This is a genomic window from Streptomyces humicola (assembly GCF_024436035.1).
Classification (GTDB): domain Bacteria; phylum Actinomycetota; class Actinomycetes; order Streptomycetales; family Streptomycetaceae; genus Streptantibioticus_B; species Streptantibioticus_B humicola.
In genome coordinates this window covers 72,270-90,554 of record NZ_JANFNG010000018.1, presented here as the reverse complement: position 1 = coordinate 90,554, position 18,285 = coordinate 72,270, and the positions used below count along the sequence as shown (strand labels likewise).

19 protein-coding genes are annotated in these 18,285 nt (G+C 71.3%); 16 read left to right on the top strand and 3 right to left on the bottom strand.

The genetic code is table 11. The features are described 5' to 3' along the window. The first annotated feature begins 18 nt into the window (after positions 1-18). Positions 19-1,659, top strand: a complete 1,641-nt coding sequence (locus NGB36_RS21580) for an acyl-CoA dehydrogenase family protein (RefSeq protein WP_255922020.1) — start codon at positions 19-21, stop codon at positions 1,657-1,659. Between the two features lie 198 nt (positions 1,660-1,857). Further along, positions 1,858-3,129, top strand: a complete 1,272-nt coding sequence (locus NGB36_RS21575) for a GAF domain-containing protein (RefSeq protein ID WP_255922019.1) — start codon at positions 1,858-1,860, stop codon at positions 3,127-3,129. Here the strand turns inward: NGB36_RS21575 and NGB36_RS21570 are convergent. Further along, a complete protein-coding gene (locus tag NGB36_RS21570) occupies positions 3,093-3,731 on the bottom strand; it encodes a hypothetical protein (protein WP_255922018.1) in 639 nt (212 codons plus the stop codon). The genes NGB36_RS21575 and NGB36_RS21570 overlap by 37 nt on opposite strands. A 319-nt stretch (positions 3,732-4,050) precedes the next feature. Here NGB36_RS21570 and NGB36_RS21565 point away from each other — a divergent pair, with 319 nt between their 5' ends. From NGB36_RS21565 to NGB36_RS21505, 14 genes are all read left to right on the top strand, one after another. After that, on the top strand, positions 4,051-4,710 hold the full coding sequence (locus tag NGB36_RS21565; protein WP_255922017.1) for a class F sortase: 660 nt from the start codon (positions 4,051-4,053) through the stop codon (positions 4,708-4,710). A 35-nt stretch (positions 4,711-4,745) separates the two neighbouring features. Next, positions 4,746-5,291 (top strand): GNAT family N-acetyltransferase, encoded by a 546-nt coding sequence (locus tag NGB36_RS21560; protein ID WP_255922016.1) that lies wholly within the window; start codon positions 4,746-4,748, stop codon positions 5,289-5,291. 92 nt (positions 5,292-5,383) lie between these two features. Next, a complete protein-coding gene (locus NGB36_RS33850; protein ID WP_342673503.1) occupies positions 5,384-5,467 on the top strand; it encodes a putative leader peptide in 84 nt (27 codons plus the stop codon). 129 nt (positions 5,468-5,596) lie between these two features. After that, the gene (locus NGB36_RS21555; protein WP_255922015.1) at positions 5,597-7,294 is read left to right on the top strand and encodes a nitrite/sulfite reductase; all 1,698 of its coding nucleotides are present in this window, start codon (positions 5,597-5,599) and stop codon (positions 7,292-7,294) included. Beyond that, a complete protein-coding gene (locus NGB36_RS21550; protein WP_255922014.1) occupies positions 7,291-7,470 on the top strand; it encodes a hypothetical protein in 180 nt (59 codons plus the stop codon). Before NGB36_RS21555 ends, NGB36_RS21550 begins: the two co-directional genes overlap by 4 nt. Then, positions 7,467-8,180 carry a phosphoadenylyl-sulfate reductase gene (locus NGB36_RS21545; RefSeq protein WP_255922012.1) on the top strand — a complete coding sequence of 238 codons (714 nt, stop codon included), beginning with the start codon at positions 7,467-7,469 and terminating at the stop codon, positions 8,178-8,180. Before NGB36_RS21550 ends, NGB36_RS21545 begins: the two co-directional genes overlap by 4 nt. Further along, entirely contained in the window at positions 8,177-8,752 is a 576-nt protein-coding gene (gene cysC / locus NGB36_RS21540; protein WP_255922011.1) for an adenylyl-sulfate kinase, read from the top strand. Before NGB36_RS21545 ends, cysC begins: the two co-directional genes overlap by 4 nt. Before the next feature lie 217 nt (positions 8,753-8,969). Then, entirely contained in the window at positions 8,970-9,905 is a 936-nt protein-coding gene (gene cysD / locus NGB36_RS21535) for a sulfate adenylyltransferase subunit CysD (protein WP_255922010.1), read from the top strand. After that, on the top strand, positions 9,906-11,264 hold the full coding sequence (locus NGB36_RS21530; RefSeq protein WP_255922009.1) for a sulfate adenylyltransferase subunit 1: 1,359 nt from the start codon (positions 9,906-9,908) through the stop codon (positions 11,262-11,264). Positions 11,265-11,477: 213 nt separating this feature from the next. Continuing rightward, positions 11,478-12,626, top strand: coding sequence for an aliphatic sulfonate ABC transporter substrate-binding protein (locus NGB36_RS21525; protein WP_372509494.1), 1,149 nt, complete (start codon positions 11,478-11,480; stop codon positions 12,624-12,626). Between the two features lie 39 nt (positions 12,627-12,665). After that, on the top strand, positions 12,666-13,460 hold the full coding sequence (locus NGB36_RS21520; RefSeq protein ID WP_255922008.1) for an ABC transporter ATP-binding protein: 795 nt from the start codon (positions 12,666-12,668) through the stop codon (positions 13,458-13,460). Further along, positions 13,447-14,370, top strand: coding sequence for an ABC transporter permease (locus NGB36_RS21515; protein ID WP_255922007.1), 924 nt, complete (start codon positions 13,447-13,449; stop codon positions 14,368-14,370). The genes NGB36_RS21520 and NGB36_RS21515 overlap by 14 nt, the downstream gene beginning before the upstream one ends. A 1-nt stretch (position 14,371) precedes the next feature. Next, on the top strand, positions 14,372-15,130 hold the full coding sequence (locus tag NGB36_RS21510) for a sirohydrochlorin chelatase (protein ID WP_255922006.1): 759 nt from the start codon (positions 14,372-14,374) through the stop codon (positions 15,128-15,130). A gap of 6 nt (positions 15,131-15,136) precedes the next feature. After that, positions 15,137-16,018, top strand: a complete 882-nt coding sequence (locus tag NGB36_RS21505) for a phosphotransferase enzyme family protein (RefSeq protein WP_255922005.1) — start codon at positions 15,137-15,139, stop codon at positions 16,016-16,018. On the opposite strand, the gene NGB36_RS21500 is transcribed toward NGB36_RS21505, so the two are convergent. Beyond that, on the bottom strand, positions 15,993-16,727 hold the full coding sequence (locus NGB36_RS21500) for a 3'-5' exonuclease (RefSeq protein ID WP_255922004.1): 735 nt from the start codon (positions 16,725-16,727) through the stop codon (positions 15,993-15,995). The two genes, NGB36_RS21505 and NGB36_RS21500, sit on opposite strands and share 26 nt — an antisense overlap. A gap of 87 nt (positions 16,728-16,814) precedes the next feature. After that, positions 16,815-18,077 (bottom strand): DUF5919 domain-containing protein, encoded by a 1,263-nt coding sequence (locus tag NGB36_RS21495; RefSeq protein WP_255922064.1) that lies wholly within the window; start codon positions 18,075-18,077, stop codon positions 16,815-16,817. Between the last annotated feature and the right edge of the window lie 208 nt (positions 18,078-18,285).

The window sequence follows — 18,285 nt, the reverse complement described above, 5'->3', positions numbered from 1 at the left end:
CTGCCTACCGTAGCTGCCATGGCACCCCCTACACACACGGTGACGAACCAGGCTCCGCCCCTGGTCGCCTACGACGTCTTCGCCGCCGATCCAGCCCTCACCGAGGGCGTCGAACGGCATGTGGCCCCCGAGCGTCTCGACGAAGTACGGGATGAGCTGAGCGAGCTGGGCCGCGCGGCCGGCTCGGCCCAGGCCCAGCGCTGGGGCGAGGAGGCGAACCGTTACGCCCCCGTTCTGCGCACTCACGACCGCTACGGCAACCGCATCGACGAGGTGGAGTTCCACCCCAGCTGGCACCGGCTGCTCGGTCACGCCGTGTCGGCCGGCCTCACCGACGCCTGGTCGCGGCCCGACGGGCATGTGCGGCGCACCGCCGCCTTCATCACCTGGACACAGGTCGAGGCCGGACACGGCTGCCCGTTGTCGATGACGCACGCGGCGGTACCGGCGCTGCGCACCGAGCCGGAGCTCGCCGCCGAGTGGGAGCCGCGGCTCGGCGCACGCGTCTACGATCCCGAGCTGCTGCCCGCCGACCGGAAGCCGGGCGCCCTGTTCGGAATGGGCATGACGGAGAAGCAGGGAGGCTCCGACGTCCGGGCCAACACCACCCGCGCCGAGCCGCTCGCGGAGGAGGGCACGTACGCCCTCACCGGGCACAAGTGGTTCTGCTCGGCCCCGATGTCGGACGGGTTCCTGGTACTGGCGCAGGCTCCGGGAGGACTGACGTGTTTCCTGCTGCCGCGTGTGCTGCCGGACGGCACTCGTAACGTGTTCGCGATCCAGCGGCTGAAGGACAAGCTCGGCAACCGCTCGAACGCGTCGTCGGAGGTGGAGTTCGACGGGACGTGGGCGCGGCGCGTGGGCGAGGAGGGGCGCGGGGTGGCCACCATCATCGAGATGGTGGCGGCGACCCGGCTCGACTGCGTCTCGGGCTCGGCGGCGATCATGCGCCAGGCTGTAGCCCAGGCGATTCACCACACCGCGCACCGCAGCGCGTTCGGTGGCCTGCTGATCGACAAGCCGCTGATGCTCAATGTGCTCGCCGACCTGGCGCTGGAGTCCGAGGCGGCGACGACCACCGCGCTGCGTCTTGCGGCGGCGTACGACAAGGACACCGAGCAGGAGCGTTATCTGCGGCGCATCGCGGTGCCGGTCGCCAAGTACTGGGTGACCAAGCGCTGTCCCGCGGTGGCCGTGGAGGCGCTCGAATGCCTCGGCGGCAACGGCTATGTGGAGGAGTCGGGCATGCCTCGGCTGTTCCGCGAGTCGCCGCTCAACTCGATCTGGGAGGGTTCGGGCAACGTGCAGGCGCTGGACGTGCTGCGGGCGTTGCAACGCGAGCCGCATGCGCTCAACGCCTTCCTCGGCGAGCTCGGCCTGGCGCGCGGCGCCGACCACCGGCTGGACGGCGCGATCAAGGATCTGCTGACCGAACTGGCTGATCTGGAGGGGATCGAGGCGCGGGCGCGGCGCGTCGTCGAGCGGATGGCGCTGGTGCTGCAGGGTTCGCTGCTGGTGCGGTTCGCGCCGCCTCAGGTCGCCGACGCCTTCTGCGCCTCGCGGCTCGGCGGCGACTGGGGTACGGCGTTCGGCACGCTTCCGCACACACTGGATCTGGCCGCGGTCGTGGATCGGGCACGTCCGGTGGACGAGGGATAAGTGGCCATGAGCGGTAGCCGGATCGGGTGGTCCTCGGGCCCGGAAGGCACTGCGCGCAGGTGAACGGGTGGTGCCGCGCCGACTCGGCACCACCCTGGCCGCACACCAGGTACTGGTGTGACACGCCGTCACACTGCGTCAAAATTAGTTCACCCAGCAAACGTTGCACAGGGTTGCGAACTCGGGGACCATCCATCCGTGAGCCACCAACCGTTCAACCGGGCGGCACTGGCCCGGATGCACGAGGCAGCCGTGACCGGCCGCCAACTGCCCACCGTGCCCGATCCGTTGATCCTCGAATCGTGGAAGCGGATGGTGGCCAAGGGGATGAATCCCGACCGCAACCGCCACTCCGGGCTGCTTCCTCGCGAGGAGGTCGACAAACGCCGCGAGAGCTCGGGGCTCGGCGAGCTGCTGCCCGTGGTGCGGGAAGGCCTCGCGGCGGTCGCCGAGGACGACTGGCACCTGATGGTGGTCACCGACGCCGACGGCCAGGTGCTGTGGCGGTCGGGCAGCCGCGCCGGGGTGCGGACCGCGGACCGGTTCGGTCTCGAAGAGGGCTCCTGCCTCACCGAGGACGTGGCCGGCACCAACGCTGTCGGCACCTCGCTCGTCGCTCGCCGCCCGGTGCAGGTGACCTCGGCCGAGCACTATTCACGGGTCTTCCACTCCTGGTTCTGCGTCTCGGCCCCGGTGCACGATCCGCGGGACGGGCGGCTGCTCGGCGCGGTGGACCTCACCGGCCCGGCCGAGCAGGTCCATCCGGCGACGCTGGCGCTGGTGTCCGCGGTCGCCCGGGTCGCGGAGGGCGAGCTGCGCTCCCGTCACCTGGAGTCGGTCGAGCGGCTGCGCTCGGCGGCCGCACCCCTGCTGGCGAGGATCGGCGGAAAGGCGATCGCCGTCGACCGCTACGGCTGGACGGCAGGGGTCACCGGGGTGGCCCCCACGGCCCGGGTGGCGCTGCCCGACTCACCGCAGACCGGTCAGGCATGGCTGCCCTCGCTGGGGCCGTGCTCGCTGGAACCGCTGCCGGGCGGCTGGCTGGTGCGCGTCCACCCGCAGGAGGCGCCGCGATCCCCGAGCCGGGTCGTCCTCGACCTGACGCGGCCGCGGGCGTGGCCGGTTTCGGTGGACGGGGCGGCGGGCAGCTGGGCGCACAGCCTCTCCCCCCGCCACGCGGAGCTGCTGTTCGTGCTCGCCGTGCACCGCGAGGGCCGCACCGCCGCGGAGCTCGCCGCCGATCTGTTCGGCGACCCGGCGCGTGCGGTGACCGTACGGGCCGAGCTCTCCCGGCTGCGCCGCCACATGGCGGGGGTGCTCGCCCACCGCCCGTACCGGTTCACCGACGAGGCGGAGGTGCGGCTGCTGCGCCCGGCCGACCCGCTGGACCTGCTGCCGTTCTCCACCGCGCCGGCCGTCGTCGCCGCCCGCGATCAGCGGCTGCCGGAGGCGCGGCGGCGGATCAGGTAGACGCCGGTGGCCGCGACCGCGGCGGCGAGAGCGGTGGCGCCGAGCGCGGTCTCAGTGGAGTCCATGGAGCGTGTGGCGGCACCGAGGCCCGCCTTGGCGCCCTTGGTGGGCATGGACGGCCGTGCGGGGGCCGCAGAGGACGCGGAGGACGCGGAGGCGCCTGCCGCGACGACGGTGAACCCGCCGCCGGTGACGGTCTTCCCGCCGCAGGTCGCCGTGATGTCGTACGCGCCTGGCCGGGTCGCGGCGAAGATCTGCGGGGTCGCGTAGGAGGAGCCCTGGGTGGCCATGCCCTTGAGCGGGGTGCGCGGGAAGGCGGCGGACTCCACGACCGCGTCGTAGGTCCTGCCGGTGCCGCGGCAGGAGGCGCCATCGACGGTGACGGTGAAGGTCGCGCCCTGCTTCACCGTCGCCGGCATGACGATGATGTTGCTCGGGCCGATGTTACTGGCGCTGCTGGGTTCGCTGGCGTTGCTCGTGTTGTTGCCGGTGTTGCCGGTGTTGCCGGAGCCGCCCGAGTCGTCCGCGAGGGCGAGCGGCGCGGCGACACCGAGGGCGGTGCCCGCGAGTGCAGCCGCCGCGAGGGCGCGGGTGACGTGCATGCTGAACCTCCTCGGACGCGCCTCGGGGCGGTGCCCCGGCATCGGGTGGAGTGCGCGTCCTGGACCGAGACTCACCCTGCCCTTGCGGGCCCGCATCCGGTGGCGGCGCGCGGACGGCCTGGCACGGCACGCTTCGTATGGCGTAGGGCCATGTCGACGGTGCCGTGCGGGTCCGTGACGATCCCCCGGCCGGCGGCCATCCCCTCGGCGGTGTGCGGTGGCCGGAGGCCGCCACTCATTCGCCCGTCCGGAGTCGCCGGGCACCCCCGTCCGGGCTAGCGTCGGCGCCGTACTCCAGGAGGACTCCAGGAGGCCGCCCATGGACATGCTTCGGCCGAAGCGCTCGTGGTACGGGCAGTTCGCCGTGCCGGGTGCGATAGCCGCGGCCGCGGCCGCCGGGATATTCCTGATCCACGACGGCATGGAGACCTCCGGCCCGCCCCAGCCCGCCGGGGCCGCCGCAGTGAACCCGGCCGACACCGCCGCCGCGCCGGGAGCGCATGCGCCGGCCGCGGCGTCCCTGCCGTTCTCCACACCGGTACGGATCAGGATCCCGGCGATCGGGGTGTATGCACGGATCATGAAGGTCGGTCTCGCCGAGGGTGGCTGGGTCGGCGTGCCCCCGCCCGACGACACCGGCCTCACCGGCTGGTACTCCGGCAGCGCGGCGCCGGGGGAGACCGGCACGGCCGTCATCGACGGGCACGTCGACACCATGCGCGGCCCGTCCGTCTTCTACGAGCTGGGCGCCCTCCACAAGGGTGACCGCATCGACGTCACCCGCGCCGACGGCCGTACCGCCGTCTTCACCGTCTACGGCATCAACGTCTTCCCCCAGGACGACTTCCCCGCACGGCGGGTGTATGGCGGGACCGGCCGCGCGGAGCTGCGCGTGATCACCTGCGGCGGCGTCTTCACCCGGCGCACCGGCTACCAGGGCAACGTGGTCGTTTTCGCCCGCCTCACCCGCACCCGTTAGCCGCACCGCGGCCCGCGCATGGTTGGCTGTCCGGCATGAGCGTCACCGTCACCACCTGGTGCCTGGAGCAGACCTCGCCGGCCGACCTCACTCCTGCGGGCGAGGCGCACGGGATCACGATCGTGCGGGCCGAGGTGCCGAGCCCGGAGTTCAGCCGCTACCTGTACGCATCGGTCGGCGCCGACGTCTCGTGGACCGACCGGCTGGCGTGGCCGCGCACCCGGTGGCAGGAGTACCTGCACCAGCCGGGCGTCGAGACGTGGGTGGCGTACGAGCGGGGGACGCCCGCCGGGTACATCGAGCTGGAGGCCCAGCAGGACACCCAGGTCGAGATCGCGTACTTCGGGCTCCTGCCGGCCTTCCGAGGTCGCCGCATCGGGGGCCATCTTCTGTCGTACGGCACGGCACGGGCGTGGGACCTGGCCCAGCGGTGGCCGCACCGCCCGCCGACGAAGCGGGTGTGGGTGCACACCTGCGACCTCGACGGGCCGCACGCGCTCGGCAACTACCAGCGGCGCGGGTTCCGGCTCTTCGAGACCCGCACCGAGCAGGAGGAGAAGCCGACGCCGCCCGCATGGTGACGCGCGACACAGCGTCTCATGAAGCGAAATGATCGCGTCCACATAGTGGATAATAGTGGACTCGCACAAGACGGCCGTGCCACGCTGCCGTCATGTCTCGCGCTGGAATCGCCTTGGTAGGTCGACTGCACGTCGACCTCGGCCGCATGTCCAGCGCCATCTGTCCGGCGAGCTGACCGTCCAGCGCCGTACCCCTCACGCACTTCCCGTCGTCGCGGACGCGCGGTCTCCGCTGCCCAGCCTCCGCAGGCCAGGGACGCCGCGCCACGCACCGCCCTGAGTCTGCTTGATTGGACCGCAACGCCATGGCCACCACGCCCGAGACCTCCAAAGCTGCGCCCCAGCGCCGCAAGGCCCACCGCCACCGCGGCGAGGGCCAGTGGGCCGTCGGCCATTTCACGCCGCTCAACGGCAACGAACAGTCCAAGAAGGACGACGACGGTCTCAATGTGCGGACACGCATTGAGACGATCTACGCCCACCGCGGCTTCGACGCGATCGACCCCGCCGACCTGCGCGGTCGTATGCGCTGGTGGGGCCTGTACACCCAGCGCAAGCCCGGCATCGACGGCGGCAAGACCGCCGTCCTCGAGCCGGAGGAGCTCGACGACAAGTACTTCATGATGCGGGTGCGCATCGACGGCGGCCGCCTCACCGTCGCCCAGCTGCGCGCCATCGGCGAGGTCTCGGAGAGCTACGCGCGCGGCACCGCCGACATCACCGACCGCCAGAACATCCAGTTGCACTGGGTGCGGATCGAGGACGTGCCCGCGATCTGGGAGAAGCTGGAGGCCGTCGGCCTGTCCACCACCGAGGCGTGCGGCGACTGCCCGCGCGTGGTGATCGGCTCGCCGGTCGCCGGGATCGCCGCGGACGAGATCATCGACGGCACACCCGCGATCGAGGAGATCCACGAGCGCTTCATCGGCAGCAAGCAGTTCTCGAACCTGCCGCGCAAGTTCAAGACCGCGATCTCCGGCTCGCCGATCCAGGACGTCGTCCACGAGATCAACGACGTCGCCTTCGTCGGAGTCGTCCACCCCGAGCACGGGCCCGGTTTCGACCTGTGGGTCGGCGGCGGCCTGTCCACCAACCCGCGCTTCGCGGAACGGCTGGGCGCCTGGGTGCCGCTCGACGAGGTGGCCGACGTGTGGGCCGGCGTGGTCGGCATCTTCCGCGACTACGGCTACCGGCGGCTGCGTACCCGCGCCCGGCTGAAGTTCCTGCTGGCCGACTGGGGTGCGGAGAAGTTCCGCCAGGTACTGGAGGACGAGTACCTGAAGCGCAAGCTGACCGACGGGCCCGCGCCCGAGGAGCCGCGCTCGCGCTGGCGCGACCACGTCGGCGTCCACCCGCAGCGCGACGGCCGGTTCTACGTGGGGTTCGCACCGCGCGTCGGGCGGGTCGACGGCCCCACGCTCGCCAAGATCGCTGAGCTTGCCGCGGACCACGGCTCGGACCGGCTCCGCACCACGGTCGAACAGAAGATGATCATCCTCGACGTCGAGCAGGACCGCGTTGACTCCCTCGTCAGCGGACTCGAATCGCTCGGCTTCCAGGTGACCCCCTCGCCGTTCCGGCGCGGCACGATGGCCTGCACCGGCATCGAGTTCTGCAAGCTCGCCATCGTGGAGACCAAGGCGCGCGGCGCGGCGCTCATCGAGGAGCTGGAGCGGCGCCTGCCGGAGTTCGACGAGCCGATCACCATCAACGTCAACGGCTGCCCCAACGCCTGCGCCCGCATCCAGACCGCGGACATCGGCCTCAAGGGCCAGTTGGTGATGAACGACGACGGCGAGCAGGTCGAGGGCTTCCAGGTGCACCTCGGCGGGACCCTCGGCCTCGACCCCGCATTCGGCCGCAAGGTGCGCGGCCTGAAGGTCACCGCTGCCGAACTCCCCGACTACATCGAGCGGGTGCTCCGCCGCTTCCAGGCCGAACGCGAGGACGGCGAGCGGTTCGCTGCCTGGGCATCGCGTGCGTCGGAGGAGGCGTTGTCGTGAGTGAGCGTGCTGCGCCGTTCTACTGCCCGTACTGCGGCGACGAGGACCTGCGGCCCTCCGAGGAAGGCCACGGAGTGTGGGAATGCGGATCGTGCAATCGCGCGTTCCGGCTCTCGTTCATCGGGCTGCTGGCCAAGGGCCTGCGGCACGGCACTGACGAAGGGGGCACACGATGACCACCGCAGCGACCACCGGCCGTACCGAGGACGAACTGCGGGAACTGGCCGAGCAGGCGGGCCGTGACCTGGAGGACGCCGACGCGCTCGACGTGCTGCGGTGGGCCGCCGAAACGTTCGGGCCGCGCTTCTGCGTCACCTCCTCGATGGAGGACGCGGTCGTGGCGCACCTCGCCTCGCGCGCGTTCCCCGGCGTCGACGTGGTCTTCCTCGACACCGGCTACCACTTCCCCGAGACGATCGGCACCCGCGACGCCGTGGCCGCGGTGATGGACGTCAACGTCATCACGCTGACCCCGCGCCAGACGGTGGCCGAGCAGGACGCCGAGTACGGCGATAAGCTGCACGACCGCGACCCCGACCTGTGCTGCGCGCTGCGCAAGGTCAAGCCCCTGGAAGAGGGGTTGCGCAACTACGACGCATGGGCGACGGGCCTGCGCCGCGACGAGTCCCCGACCCGCGCGAACACGCCGGTCGTCGGCTGGGACGCCAAGCGCCGCAAGGTCAAGGTCTCCCCCATCGCCCGCTGGACGCAGGCCGATGTGGACGCCTACGTCGCCGAACACGGCGTACTGACCAACCCACTGCTGATGGACGGCTACGCCTCCGTCGGCTGCGCACCGTGCACCCGCCGCGTGCTCGAAGGTGAGGACGCGCGGGCCGGCCGCTGGGCGGGCCGGGCCAAGACCGAGTGCGGGCTGCACGGATGACGAACGTGACACAGCAGGAGCGATCAATGGGCGTGACAGGCCAGGGAGCCACCGTGTGGCTCACCGGTCTGCCGAGCGCGGGGAAGACGACCATCGCCTACGCGCTGGCGGAGCGGCTGCGGGGCGACGGGCACCGGGTGGAGGTGCTCGACGGGGACGAGATCCGCGAGTTCCTCTCCGCGGGGCTCGGTTTCACCGCGGAAGACCGGCACACCAATGTGCAGCGGATCGGTTTCGTGGCCGAGTTGCTGGCGTCGAACGGCGTGAAGGCGCTGGTGCCGGTGATCGCTCCGTACGGGCGCAGCCGTGAGGCGGTGCGCAAGCGGCACGAGGCGGCGGGCACCACGTACCTCGAGGTGCATGTGGCCACTCCGGTCGAGGTGTGTTCGGTGCGGGACGTGAAGGGCCTGTACGCCAAGCAGGCGGCGGGTGAGATCTCGGGCCTGACGGGTGTGGACGACCCGTACGAGGCCCCGGCCGCACCGGACCTGCGGATCGAGGCGCACACGCAGAGCGTGGACGAGTCCGCCGCGGCGCTGGCTGCGCTGCTGAGCGAGAGGGGACTGCTGTGAGCAACGACCGCGACATCAGCTGCTACCGCGGCGGGGCGGCCGCCGGGCCGCAGATGAGGACAGGAGGTACCCCCGGACGGAGTCTGGGGGAGGCCGCGCCTGTGCGCCCCGCGGGCGACAGTGCCCGTGGCGGAGCCTCCCCCTGCCTGCGGCGGGAGATGCCCCCTGATGGGGCCAGTAGCCGCCGGCGCGGCGGTGCGAGCGGAAGGGGTGCAGCGTGACGACGGCTCCCGTTGTCGGTGCCGATACCGACAATCCGTATGCGCTTTCGCACTTGGACGCGTTGGAGTCCGAGGGTGTGCACATCTTCCGTGAGGTGGCGGGTGAGTTCGAGCGGCCGGTGATCTTGTTCTCCGGTGGCAAGGACTCGATCGTGATGCTGCATCTGGCGCTGAAGGCGTTCGCGCCGGCTGCGGTGCCGTTCGGGCTTTTGCATGTGGACACCGGGCACAACTTCCCCGAGGTTCTGGCCTACCGGGATCGCACGGTGGCCAAGTACGGGCTGCGGCTGCATGTGGCGTCCGTGCAGGACTACATCGACGACGGCAGGCTGCGCGAGCGCCTGGACGGCACCCGCAACCCGTTGCAGACCGTGCCGTTGCTCGATGCCATCAACGAGGGCCGCTACGACGCGGTGTTCGGCGGCGGACGGCGGGATGAGGAGAAGGCGCGGGCGAAGGAGCGGGTGTTCTCGCTGCGCGACGAGTTCGGCGCGTGGGATCCGCGCCGTCAGCGGCCGGAGTTGTGGCAGCTGTACAACGGCCGGCACGCGCCGGGTGAACATGTGCGGGTCTTCCCGTTGTCGAACTGGACCGAGCTGGATGTGTGGCAGTACATCGAGCGGGAGAAGATCGAGCTTCCGGAAATCTACTACGCGCACACCCGCCAGGTGTTCTCCCGAGACGGGATGTGGCTGACGGCGGGTGAGTGGGGCGGCCCGAAGGACGGCGAGACCGTCCAGTCGCGCATGGTGCGGTACCGCACCGTCGGTGACATGTCCTGCACCGGTGCGGTGGATTCCGACGCCGCCACCATCGACCAGGTGATCGCCGAGATCGCCGCCTCCCGGCTCACCGAGCGGGGAGCGACCCGCGCCGACGACAAGCTGTCCGAGGCCGCGATGGAAGACCGCAAGCGCGAGGGGTACTTCTAAATGTCCGCCACCACCGTTGATACCTCGGCGACCTCGCTGCTGCGCTTCGCCACCGCCGGCAGCGTGGACGACGGCAAGTCCACCCTGGTCGGCCGGCTGCTGCACGACTCGAAGTCGGTGCTCGCCGACCAGCTGGAGGCGGTCGAGCACGCCTCACGCCGCCGCGGCCAGGACGCCCCCGACCTGGCTCTGCTCACCGACGGGCTGCGCGCGGAGCGGGAGCAGGGCATCACTATCGACGTCGCCTACCGCTACTTCGCCACCCCCAGGCGCAGGTTCATCCTCGCCGACACCCCCGGCCATGTGCAGTACACCCGCAACATGGTCACCGGCGCCTCCACCGCGGAGCTGGCCGTGGTGCTGGTCGACGCCCGCAACGGCGTGGTCGAGCAGACCCGCCGCCACGCCGCGGTCGCCGCCCTGCTGCGCGTCCCCCACGTCGTCCTCGCGGTGAACAAGATGGACCTGGTCGACTACGCCGAGCCGGTCTTCGCCGCGATCGCCGAGGAGTTCACCCACTACGCGACCGCGCTCGGGGTGCCGGAGATCACCTCGATCCCCATCTCCGCACTCGCCGGCGACAACGTGGTGACCGCCTCGGCGCACATGGACTGGTACGGCGGCCCCACCCTGCTGGAACACCTGGAGACCGTGCCGGTCGGCACCGACCAGACCGACGCCCCGGCCCGCTTCCCCGTCCAGTACGTCATCCGCCCGCAGACCCCGGAGCACCACGACTTCCGCGGCTACGCCGGGCAGATCGCCTCCGGCCTGCTGCGGGTGGGCCAACAGGTGGTCGTCCTGCCCTCCGGGCAGACCTCCGCCATCACCGGCATCGACGCCCTCGGCCAGGCCGTCGACGTCGCCTGGGCCCCGCAGTCGGTGACGATCACCCTCGCCGACGACCTGGACATCTCCCGCGGCGATGTGATCGCCCCCGCCACCGGAGCGCCCACGCCGACGCAGGACATCACCGCGACCGTCTGCCACCTGCACGAACGCCCGCTGCGCATCGGCGAACGCGTGCTGCTCAAGCACGGCACCCGCACCGTCAAGGCGATCGTGAAGGACATCACGGGCCGCCTGGACGTCACCTCCTTCGACCGGGATGCCGGCCTCGCCCGCACCAACGCCCCGGGCGAGCTGGCCGTCAACGACATCGGCTCCGTCGTGCTGCGCACCGCCCAGCCGCTGGCCGTCGACGCATACACCGACTCCCGCCGCACCGGGGCGTTCATCCTCATCGACCCCGCCGACGGACAGACCCTCACCGCCGGCATGGCAGGCGAAGCCTTCCCCACCACCAGCACAACAGCGGCCGAGGCCGACAGCACGGCCGACGACGGATGGGACTTCTGATGACCGGGGAAGCCTTCTCCGGGTTCGCGAAGGAGGGCGGCCGCGTCGGCAGCGGCACCCGCGGCAGCGGGCAGGGCGGAGTGGCGCGATGTGTGCACTGACGGCCGCCCCGCACCTGCATGCAAAGCCGTACCACCAATGCCCTTCCCATGACCCGGCCGCGCCATAGCGCGAGATCCCGGGCCTCCGCAAAGGAACCCTCCCGTGAGTGACATTAGCCGACTCCGTCGTCGGGCCGATCGCACCCTCGTAGGACCAGCACGCCCCGCCCGCAGAGCGGCCCGCCTGATCGCGGCCGCCGCCCTCCCTCTGCTGCTCACCTCGCTCGCCGCCTGCGGTTACGGCTCCCAGGCCACGAAGGACAACGCCTCAGGACCGGTGGCCGCCTCCGGCAAGAAGCTCTCCGCCAACTCCGTCACGATCGGCTACTTCGCCAACGTCACGCACGCCACCGCTCTCGTCGGCGTCCAGCAGGGTCTGTTCCAGAAGCAGCTGGGCGGCACACAGCTGAAGACGCAAGTTTTCAACGCGGGCCCGTCGGAGGTCGAAGCGCTCAACTCCGGCGCCATCGACATCGGCTGGATCGGCCCCTCCCCCGCCATCAACGGCTACATCAAGTCCAAGGGCAAGTCCCTGAAGATCATCTCGGGCGCGACCTCGGGCGGGGCGTCCCTCGTCGTCAACCCCAACAAGATCAAGAGCGAGAGTGATCTGAAGGGCAAGACGATCGCCACCCCGCAGCTGGGCAACACCCAGGACGTGGCGCTGCTCAACTACCTCGCGGGCAAGGGCTACAAGGAGGACCCGACCACCGGCAAGGGCGATGTCACCGTCACCCGGATCGACAACAAGACCACCGTGACCGCCTTCCAGCAGGGCCAGATCGACGGTGCCTGGGTACCGGAACCAACCGCCTCCCAGCTCGTTGCCGCCGGCGCCAGGACCCTCATCGACGAGAAGTCGCTGTGGCCGGGCGGGCAGTTCGTCACCACCAACGTCGTCGTCTCCCAGTCCTTCCTCGCCGCGCACCCGGATGTCGTGCAGGCAGTGCTGCGCGGCTCGGTGCAGGCCAACGCCTGGATCAAGGCCAACCCTGAGGCCGCGAAGAGCGCCATCAACGCACAGCTGCAGGCGCTGAACGGCAAGCCGCTGCCGGGCAAGGTCCTGGACTCCGCGTTCGGCAACATCGAGGTCACCGACGACCCGCTCGCCTCCACCCTGCAGCAGGAAGCCACTCACGGGGTGGCCGCAGGGCTGCTCAAGCAGCCCGATCTGAAGGGCATCTACGACCTCACCCCGCTCAATGCCGTACTGAAGTCCGAAGGAAAGCCGCAGGTCTCCGACGCAGGCCTCGGCAGCTGAGGCCACCAGCCCGCACCACCACCCCCAGGAGGTGACCCCATGACCACGGCGATCAGCGAGACGCCTACCCGCCCCGGGACGGACGTCCCGTATGCCGCCCGGCTCGACCACGTCTCGAAGGCCTTCGGCCGGCCAGGGGCGGCCCAGCAGGTGCTTGACGACATCAGCATCGATGTGGCGCCCGGTGAGTTCGTCTGCCTCCTGGGGGCCTCGGGATGCGGCAAGTCGACGCTGCTCAACCTCGTCGCCGGGCTCGACCGGTCCTCCGCCGGGACGATCGAGACGCCCGGCGGCCGGCCGGCCCTGATGTTCCAGGAGCATGCCCTGTTCCCGTGGCTGACCGCGGGCCGCAACATCGAACTCGCCCTGCGGATGCGTGGCGTGGCCCGCGGCGAGCGCCGCGAACGCGCCGAGCAACTGCTCGAACTGGTCCGGCTCAAGGGCGCCTACGGCAAGCGGGTGCACGAGCTGTCCGGGGGCATGCGGCAACGCGTGGCGATGGCCCGCGCACTCGCCCAGGACAGCAACCTGCTGCTGATGGACGAGCCGTTCGCCGCGCTCGACGCCATCACCCGCGACGTCCTCCACGAAGAACTCACCCACATCTGGGAGTCCACGGGCGTCTCGGTGCTGTTCGTCACCCACAATGTGCGCGAAGCCGTGCGCCTCGCACAGCGTGTCGTCCTGCTCTCCTCCCGGCCCGGCCGCATCGCCCGCGAATGGCAGGTCGACATCCCGCACCCGCGCCGCATCGAGGACGCCGACGTCGCCGAGTTGTCCGTCCAGATCACCGAACAGCTCCGGGGGGAGATCCGCCGCCATGGCCAGCACTGACATCAAACCGACAGCAGAGAAGCCGACGAATGGAAAGCCTGCCGCCGACAAGCCGGATCTGGCAGGCCTCGAAGCCGGCCTGGACGCGCTGGAGACCCGCACCGCCGCCAAGGCGCCCATCGGGCAGATCCTGCGCACCAAGGCGCTGCCGCCCCTCCTGGCGATCGTTCTCGTGCTCGCCGCCTGGCAGTTGGCCTACCACTTCCAGCTCAAGCCGCACTACCTGCTGCCCAGCCCCGGCGACGTCATCGGCTCGCTCCACCAGGACTGGCTGCAGGGCACCCTGTTCGGCTACATCTGGACCAGCGTCTCCCGCGGCGCGCTCGGCTTCCTCGCCTCCGTCGCCATCGGCACACCCCTCGGCCTGCTCGTCGCCCGCATCCCCGCCGTCCGCGCAGCGATCGGCCCGATCCTGTCCGGGCTGCAGTCCATGCCCTCGGTCGCCTGGGTCCCCGCCGCCATCATCTGGTTCGGCCTCAACGACTCCACCATCTACGCCGTCGTCCTCCTCGGCGCCGTCCCCTCCATCGCCAACGGCCTGGTCGCCGGCATCGACCAGGTCCCCCCGCTCTTCCTGCGCGCCGGCCGCACCATCGGCGCCACCGGGATCAACGGCGTACGGCACATACTGCTGCCCGCAGCCCTCCCCGGCTACCTGGCAGGCCTCAAGCAGGGCTGGGCCTTCTCCTGGCGCTCCCTGATGGCCGCCGAGATCATCGCCACCTCACCCGCGCTCGGCACCGGCCTCGGACAACTCCTGGAAAACGCCCGCACCAACGCCGACATGCCCGGAGTCCTCGCCGCCATCATCCTCATCCTCATCGTCGGCATCGGCATCGAACTGCTCATCTTCAAACCCGCCGAACGACGCGTCCTGCGCAGCCGCGGACTCCTCACAGAGGCGCGCTGACATGACGACCAAGCCGGTTCTCCTCGTCGCCGCGCACGGCAGCCGCGATCCGCGGCATGCCGCGACCGTGCACGCCCTGTGCGAGCGCGTGCGGTCGCTGCGGCCGCGGCTGCGCGTGGAGACCGGCTTCCTCGACCACTGCGCGCCCGGCGTGCCGCAGGTGGTCGACCGGCTCGCCGCCGAGGGCGTCCGCGAGGTGATCGCGCTCCCGCTGCTGCTGACGCGCGCGTTCCATGCCAAGTCCGACATCCCCGCGGTGCTGCGGGAGGCGGAAGGCAGGCACCCCCGGCTGACGATCCACCAGGCCGACGTGCTCGGCCCGTCCCCGCTGCTGATCAGCGCGTTGGAGCGCAGGCTCCGCGAGGCGGGGATGCCGGACGGTGACCGCGGCTCGACGGGCATCGTGCTGGCCTCGGCGGGCTCCACAGACCCGGAGGCGATCGCAGTGATCGCTGAAATCGCGCGGGAGTGGCGGCGTACCGGTTGGTGCGCCGTGCGGCCTGCGTTCGCCTCCGCATCCCTTCCCCGCACCGAGGACGCGGTGCGGGAGCTGCGCGCCGAGGGCGTCCAACGGGTAGCGGTCTCCCCCTACGTGATCGCCCCCGGTTTCCTTCCGGACCGGATCGTCGCCGGCGCCGCCCACGCCGATGCCCTGGCACCCGTCCTCGGCGCCGCCCCCGAACTGGCCCGCCTGCTGCTCCACCGCTACGACGAGGCCCGTGCCAGCGGCGCCTCCTACCGGGTGGCGCTGAGCGCGTAGGGGAGAATGCGCGGCGTGGCATTCACGGAGCGGCGAGCGCGAGAGGTGCTGGCCGCCGCGGCAAAGGTCGACACGGCGCACGCGGCCGAGGCACAGCTGCTGGGGCTCGGCGAGAACGCCGTCTTCGCGACCGGAGACATCGTCGTGAAGGTCGGTCGCGACGCCGGGCTGCTGGAGCGCGCCGAGCGCGAGCTGCGGATCGCGGGCTGGCTCGCCGAGCAGGGTGTGCCCGCGGTACGCGCCGCCGAGCCGGATGCGGAGCTCGTCGACGGGCACCCCGTCACGTACTGGTGGCGGCTGCCGGATGCCGTACGGCCGGCCGGGGCTGCGGATCTGGCGGTGCTGCTGCGCCGCGTCCACGCCCTTGCCCAGCCCGCCTTCGTGCTTCCGCCGCGCGATCTGCTCGGCGGGGTCGAGCGCTGGCTGCGGCTGGCGGGCGAGGCCGTCGACCCGGCGGACGCGGCGTATCTGCGCGAGCGCAGGGACGGATTCGCCGCACGGGCTGCCGCCCTGATCCCGCATCTGCCACCCGGTCCGGTGCACGGGGACGCGTTGCCGCGCAATGTTCTGGTGGGCCCGGACGGACCCGTGCTGATGGATCTCGAAACCTTCTCCTCCGATCTGCGTGAGCACGATCTGGTGGTGATGGCGCTGAGCCTGGACCGCTACGGTCTCGACGCCGCCGAGTACGACGCGTTCACCACCGCGTACGGCTGGGACGTCCGCGAATGGGAGGGCTGCGCCGTCCTGCGCGGGGCGCGTGAGACCGCGAGCTGTGCCTGGGTGGCCCAGCACGCGCCCGGCAGCCCTTCAGCGCTCGCGGAGTTCAAGCGCCGTGTGGCGTCCTTGCGGGACGGTGACCCTACGGTGCGCTGGTACCCGTTCTGATCGTGACGGCGTCGGGCTGCGCCGGCCTCACCGGCCATCTGCGGTCCACCACCGCCTCCTTGTCCTGCCCGCGTCGCAGCCACCGCTCATAGCCTTCCGCCCATTGGCTGTACCAAGCCGTCTGGGAGCGGTGCAGCTCCCAGGGCTCGGCGGCGGCTATCTGCGGATACCGCTCGGCTATCGCACGCGCGACCCGGACGGCGGCGAGCGCGTCGGCGCCGGCTTCGTGCGCCCCGTCCAGCGCCACCTCGTAGACACCGCACACGGCTTCCAGCGTGCGCCTGCCCTTGCGGTAGCGGTCGACGGCCCGGTCGACCGTGAGCGGGTCGACGACCGGGCCCACTGAGCCGTCGAGCGACGGGAGCCCGTGCCGGGCCAGCTCGGCGGCGAGCAGGCTCAGGTCGAACGGCGCGTTGTAGACGACCACCGGCACGCCGGACGCCCAGTACGCACCGAGCGCCTCGGCCATCTCCGCCACCGCCTCGTGCGCGGGGCGGCCCTCGGCGCGCGCCCTGGCGGTGGTGATGCCGTGAACGGCCGTGGCCTGGGCCGGAATCGGCACGGCAGGATCGACCAGCCATGCCCGGACCCTTGTCGGCTCGCCGTCGCTGACCTCGGTGATCGCACCGCTGACGATGCGTGCCTGCGTCGGATCCGTGCCCGTCGTCTCCAAGTCGAAGCCGACGAGCAGCTCGTGGTGCCATCCCATGGCGGACCCCCTCCTCATCTCCCCCTGACACTCCCCATCATCTCGTGCACCACTGACAACGAGCCCGGGGCGGGCTGGGGCGGGCGATCACGACACGGGCCGGGAATCGGCCCAGACCCCCTCGAACTCCTCGCGGTAGATCTCGAACAGGCCGTGCTCACCGTTCCGGTCGGCGGGTGCTTCGCCCTGCCGCTGGACGAGCCGTCGGCTGCCGCCGCGCAACACGATGACCGGCGCCTCCATGCCCCGCGCCTTGCGCAGATACGACTGCACCACCGCGATCCCGTCCGCCCCGTCCCCGTCCACCAAGTACGCGGTGAAGCGCGGCGTCTCGTCGAAGACACGGATCTCGAAGGCGTCCGGGTCGCGCAGCCGCGCCCGCACCCTGCGCATGTGCATGATGTTCATCTCGACCGAACGGCTCATCTCACCGCGCCCGAGGCCAAGTTCGCGCTCCCGGCGGCGCACCGCGCTGCTGGCCGGGTTGAGGAAGAGCAGCCGTACCCGGCAGCCGGACTCGGCGAGGCGTACAAGCCGGCGCCCCGAGTAGTTCTGCACCAGCAGGTTGAGCCCTATGCCTATCGCGTCGAGGCGTCTCGCGCCGCCGAACAGATCCTCGGCGGGCAGCCGTCGCAGCAGCCGCACCCGGTCGGGGTGGACGCCGATCACGTCCGAGTACCGGTCGCCCACGATCTGTTCGACGGCATCGACCGGCAACCGGTCGCCGGAGCGCGCCTCCGGGCCGCTGCCGAGCATGTCGAGCAGACGCGCTGCTGCCCGCTCCGCCTGCGCGAGCACCGTCTCGGACAGCGCCCGGTTGCGGTTGACGACGTGCCGGGCGACTTCTAGTTCGTCGAGGACCAGCTCGAGCTCGCGCCGCTCGTCGAGATACGGTTCGAAGCACGGCCAGTGCTGGATGACGAGTTCACGCAGCTGCGGCAGCGTCAGAAAGCTGAGGATGTTGTCGTCGGCCGGGTCGAGCAGGTATCCCTTGCGGCGGCTGACCTCGCGTACGGCGGCGGCCCGCTGCACCCATTCGTGGCCGGCGGGGCCGGCGGCCGCCACCACCCATTCCTCGCCGTGCACCGGTTCGTAGATGGGCCGCAGCACAGAGCCGACGACGGCCCGCAGCCGCTGTTCGACGAGATTGAGCCACACGTACGCCCGTCCGGCGCGCCGGGCGCGGGTGCGCACCTCGGCCCAGGCCTCGGCGCCCCACTCCAATTCCGTTCCGATCTCTTTGGGCTCCTTGGGCTGAGCCAGGGAGACAGTGGCCGCCGTCCCGTCGATGGCGTCGCCTTGGTTCTCCTGGTCACCGCCGCCCGGCAGCACCAGACCTCCCGACGTCACCACCGCACCGCCTCTCCCGCCCCCGCCTACGATCAAGGAAGGTTACTGCGGGGGCAGGACAGGGCGCAGCTCTATGGGTCCTACTTCACTACTTTCACGTCTCCGCCACTGCCCATCAGGCCTGTGGGCGGCGGCTGTTGCAGCGTACCGCCCCTGCGCGCCGCCGGCCGCCGCGGCCAGACGGCCCGGATCGGGCACCCGTTCAGGG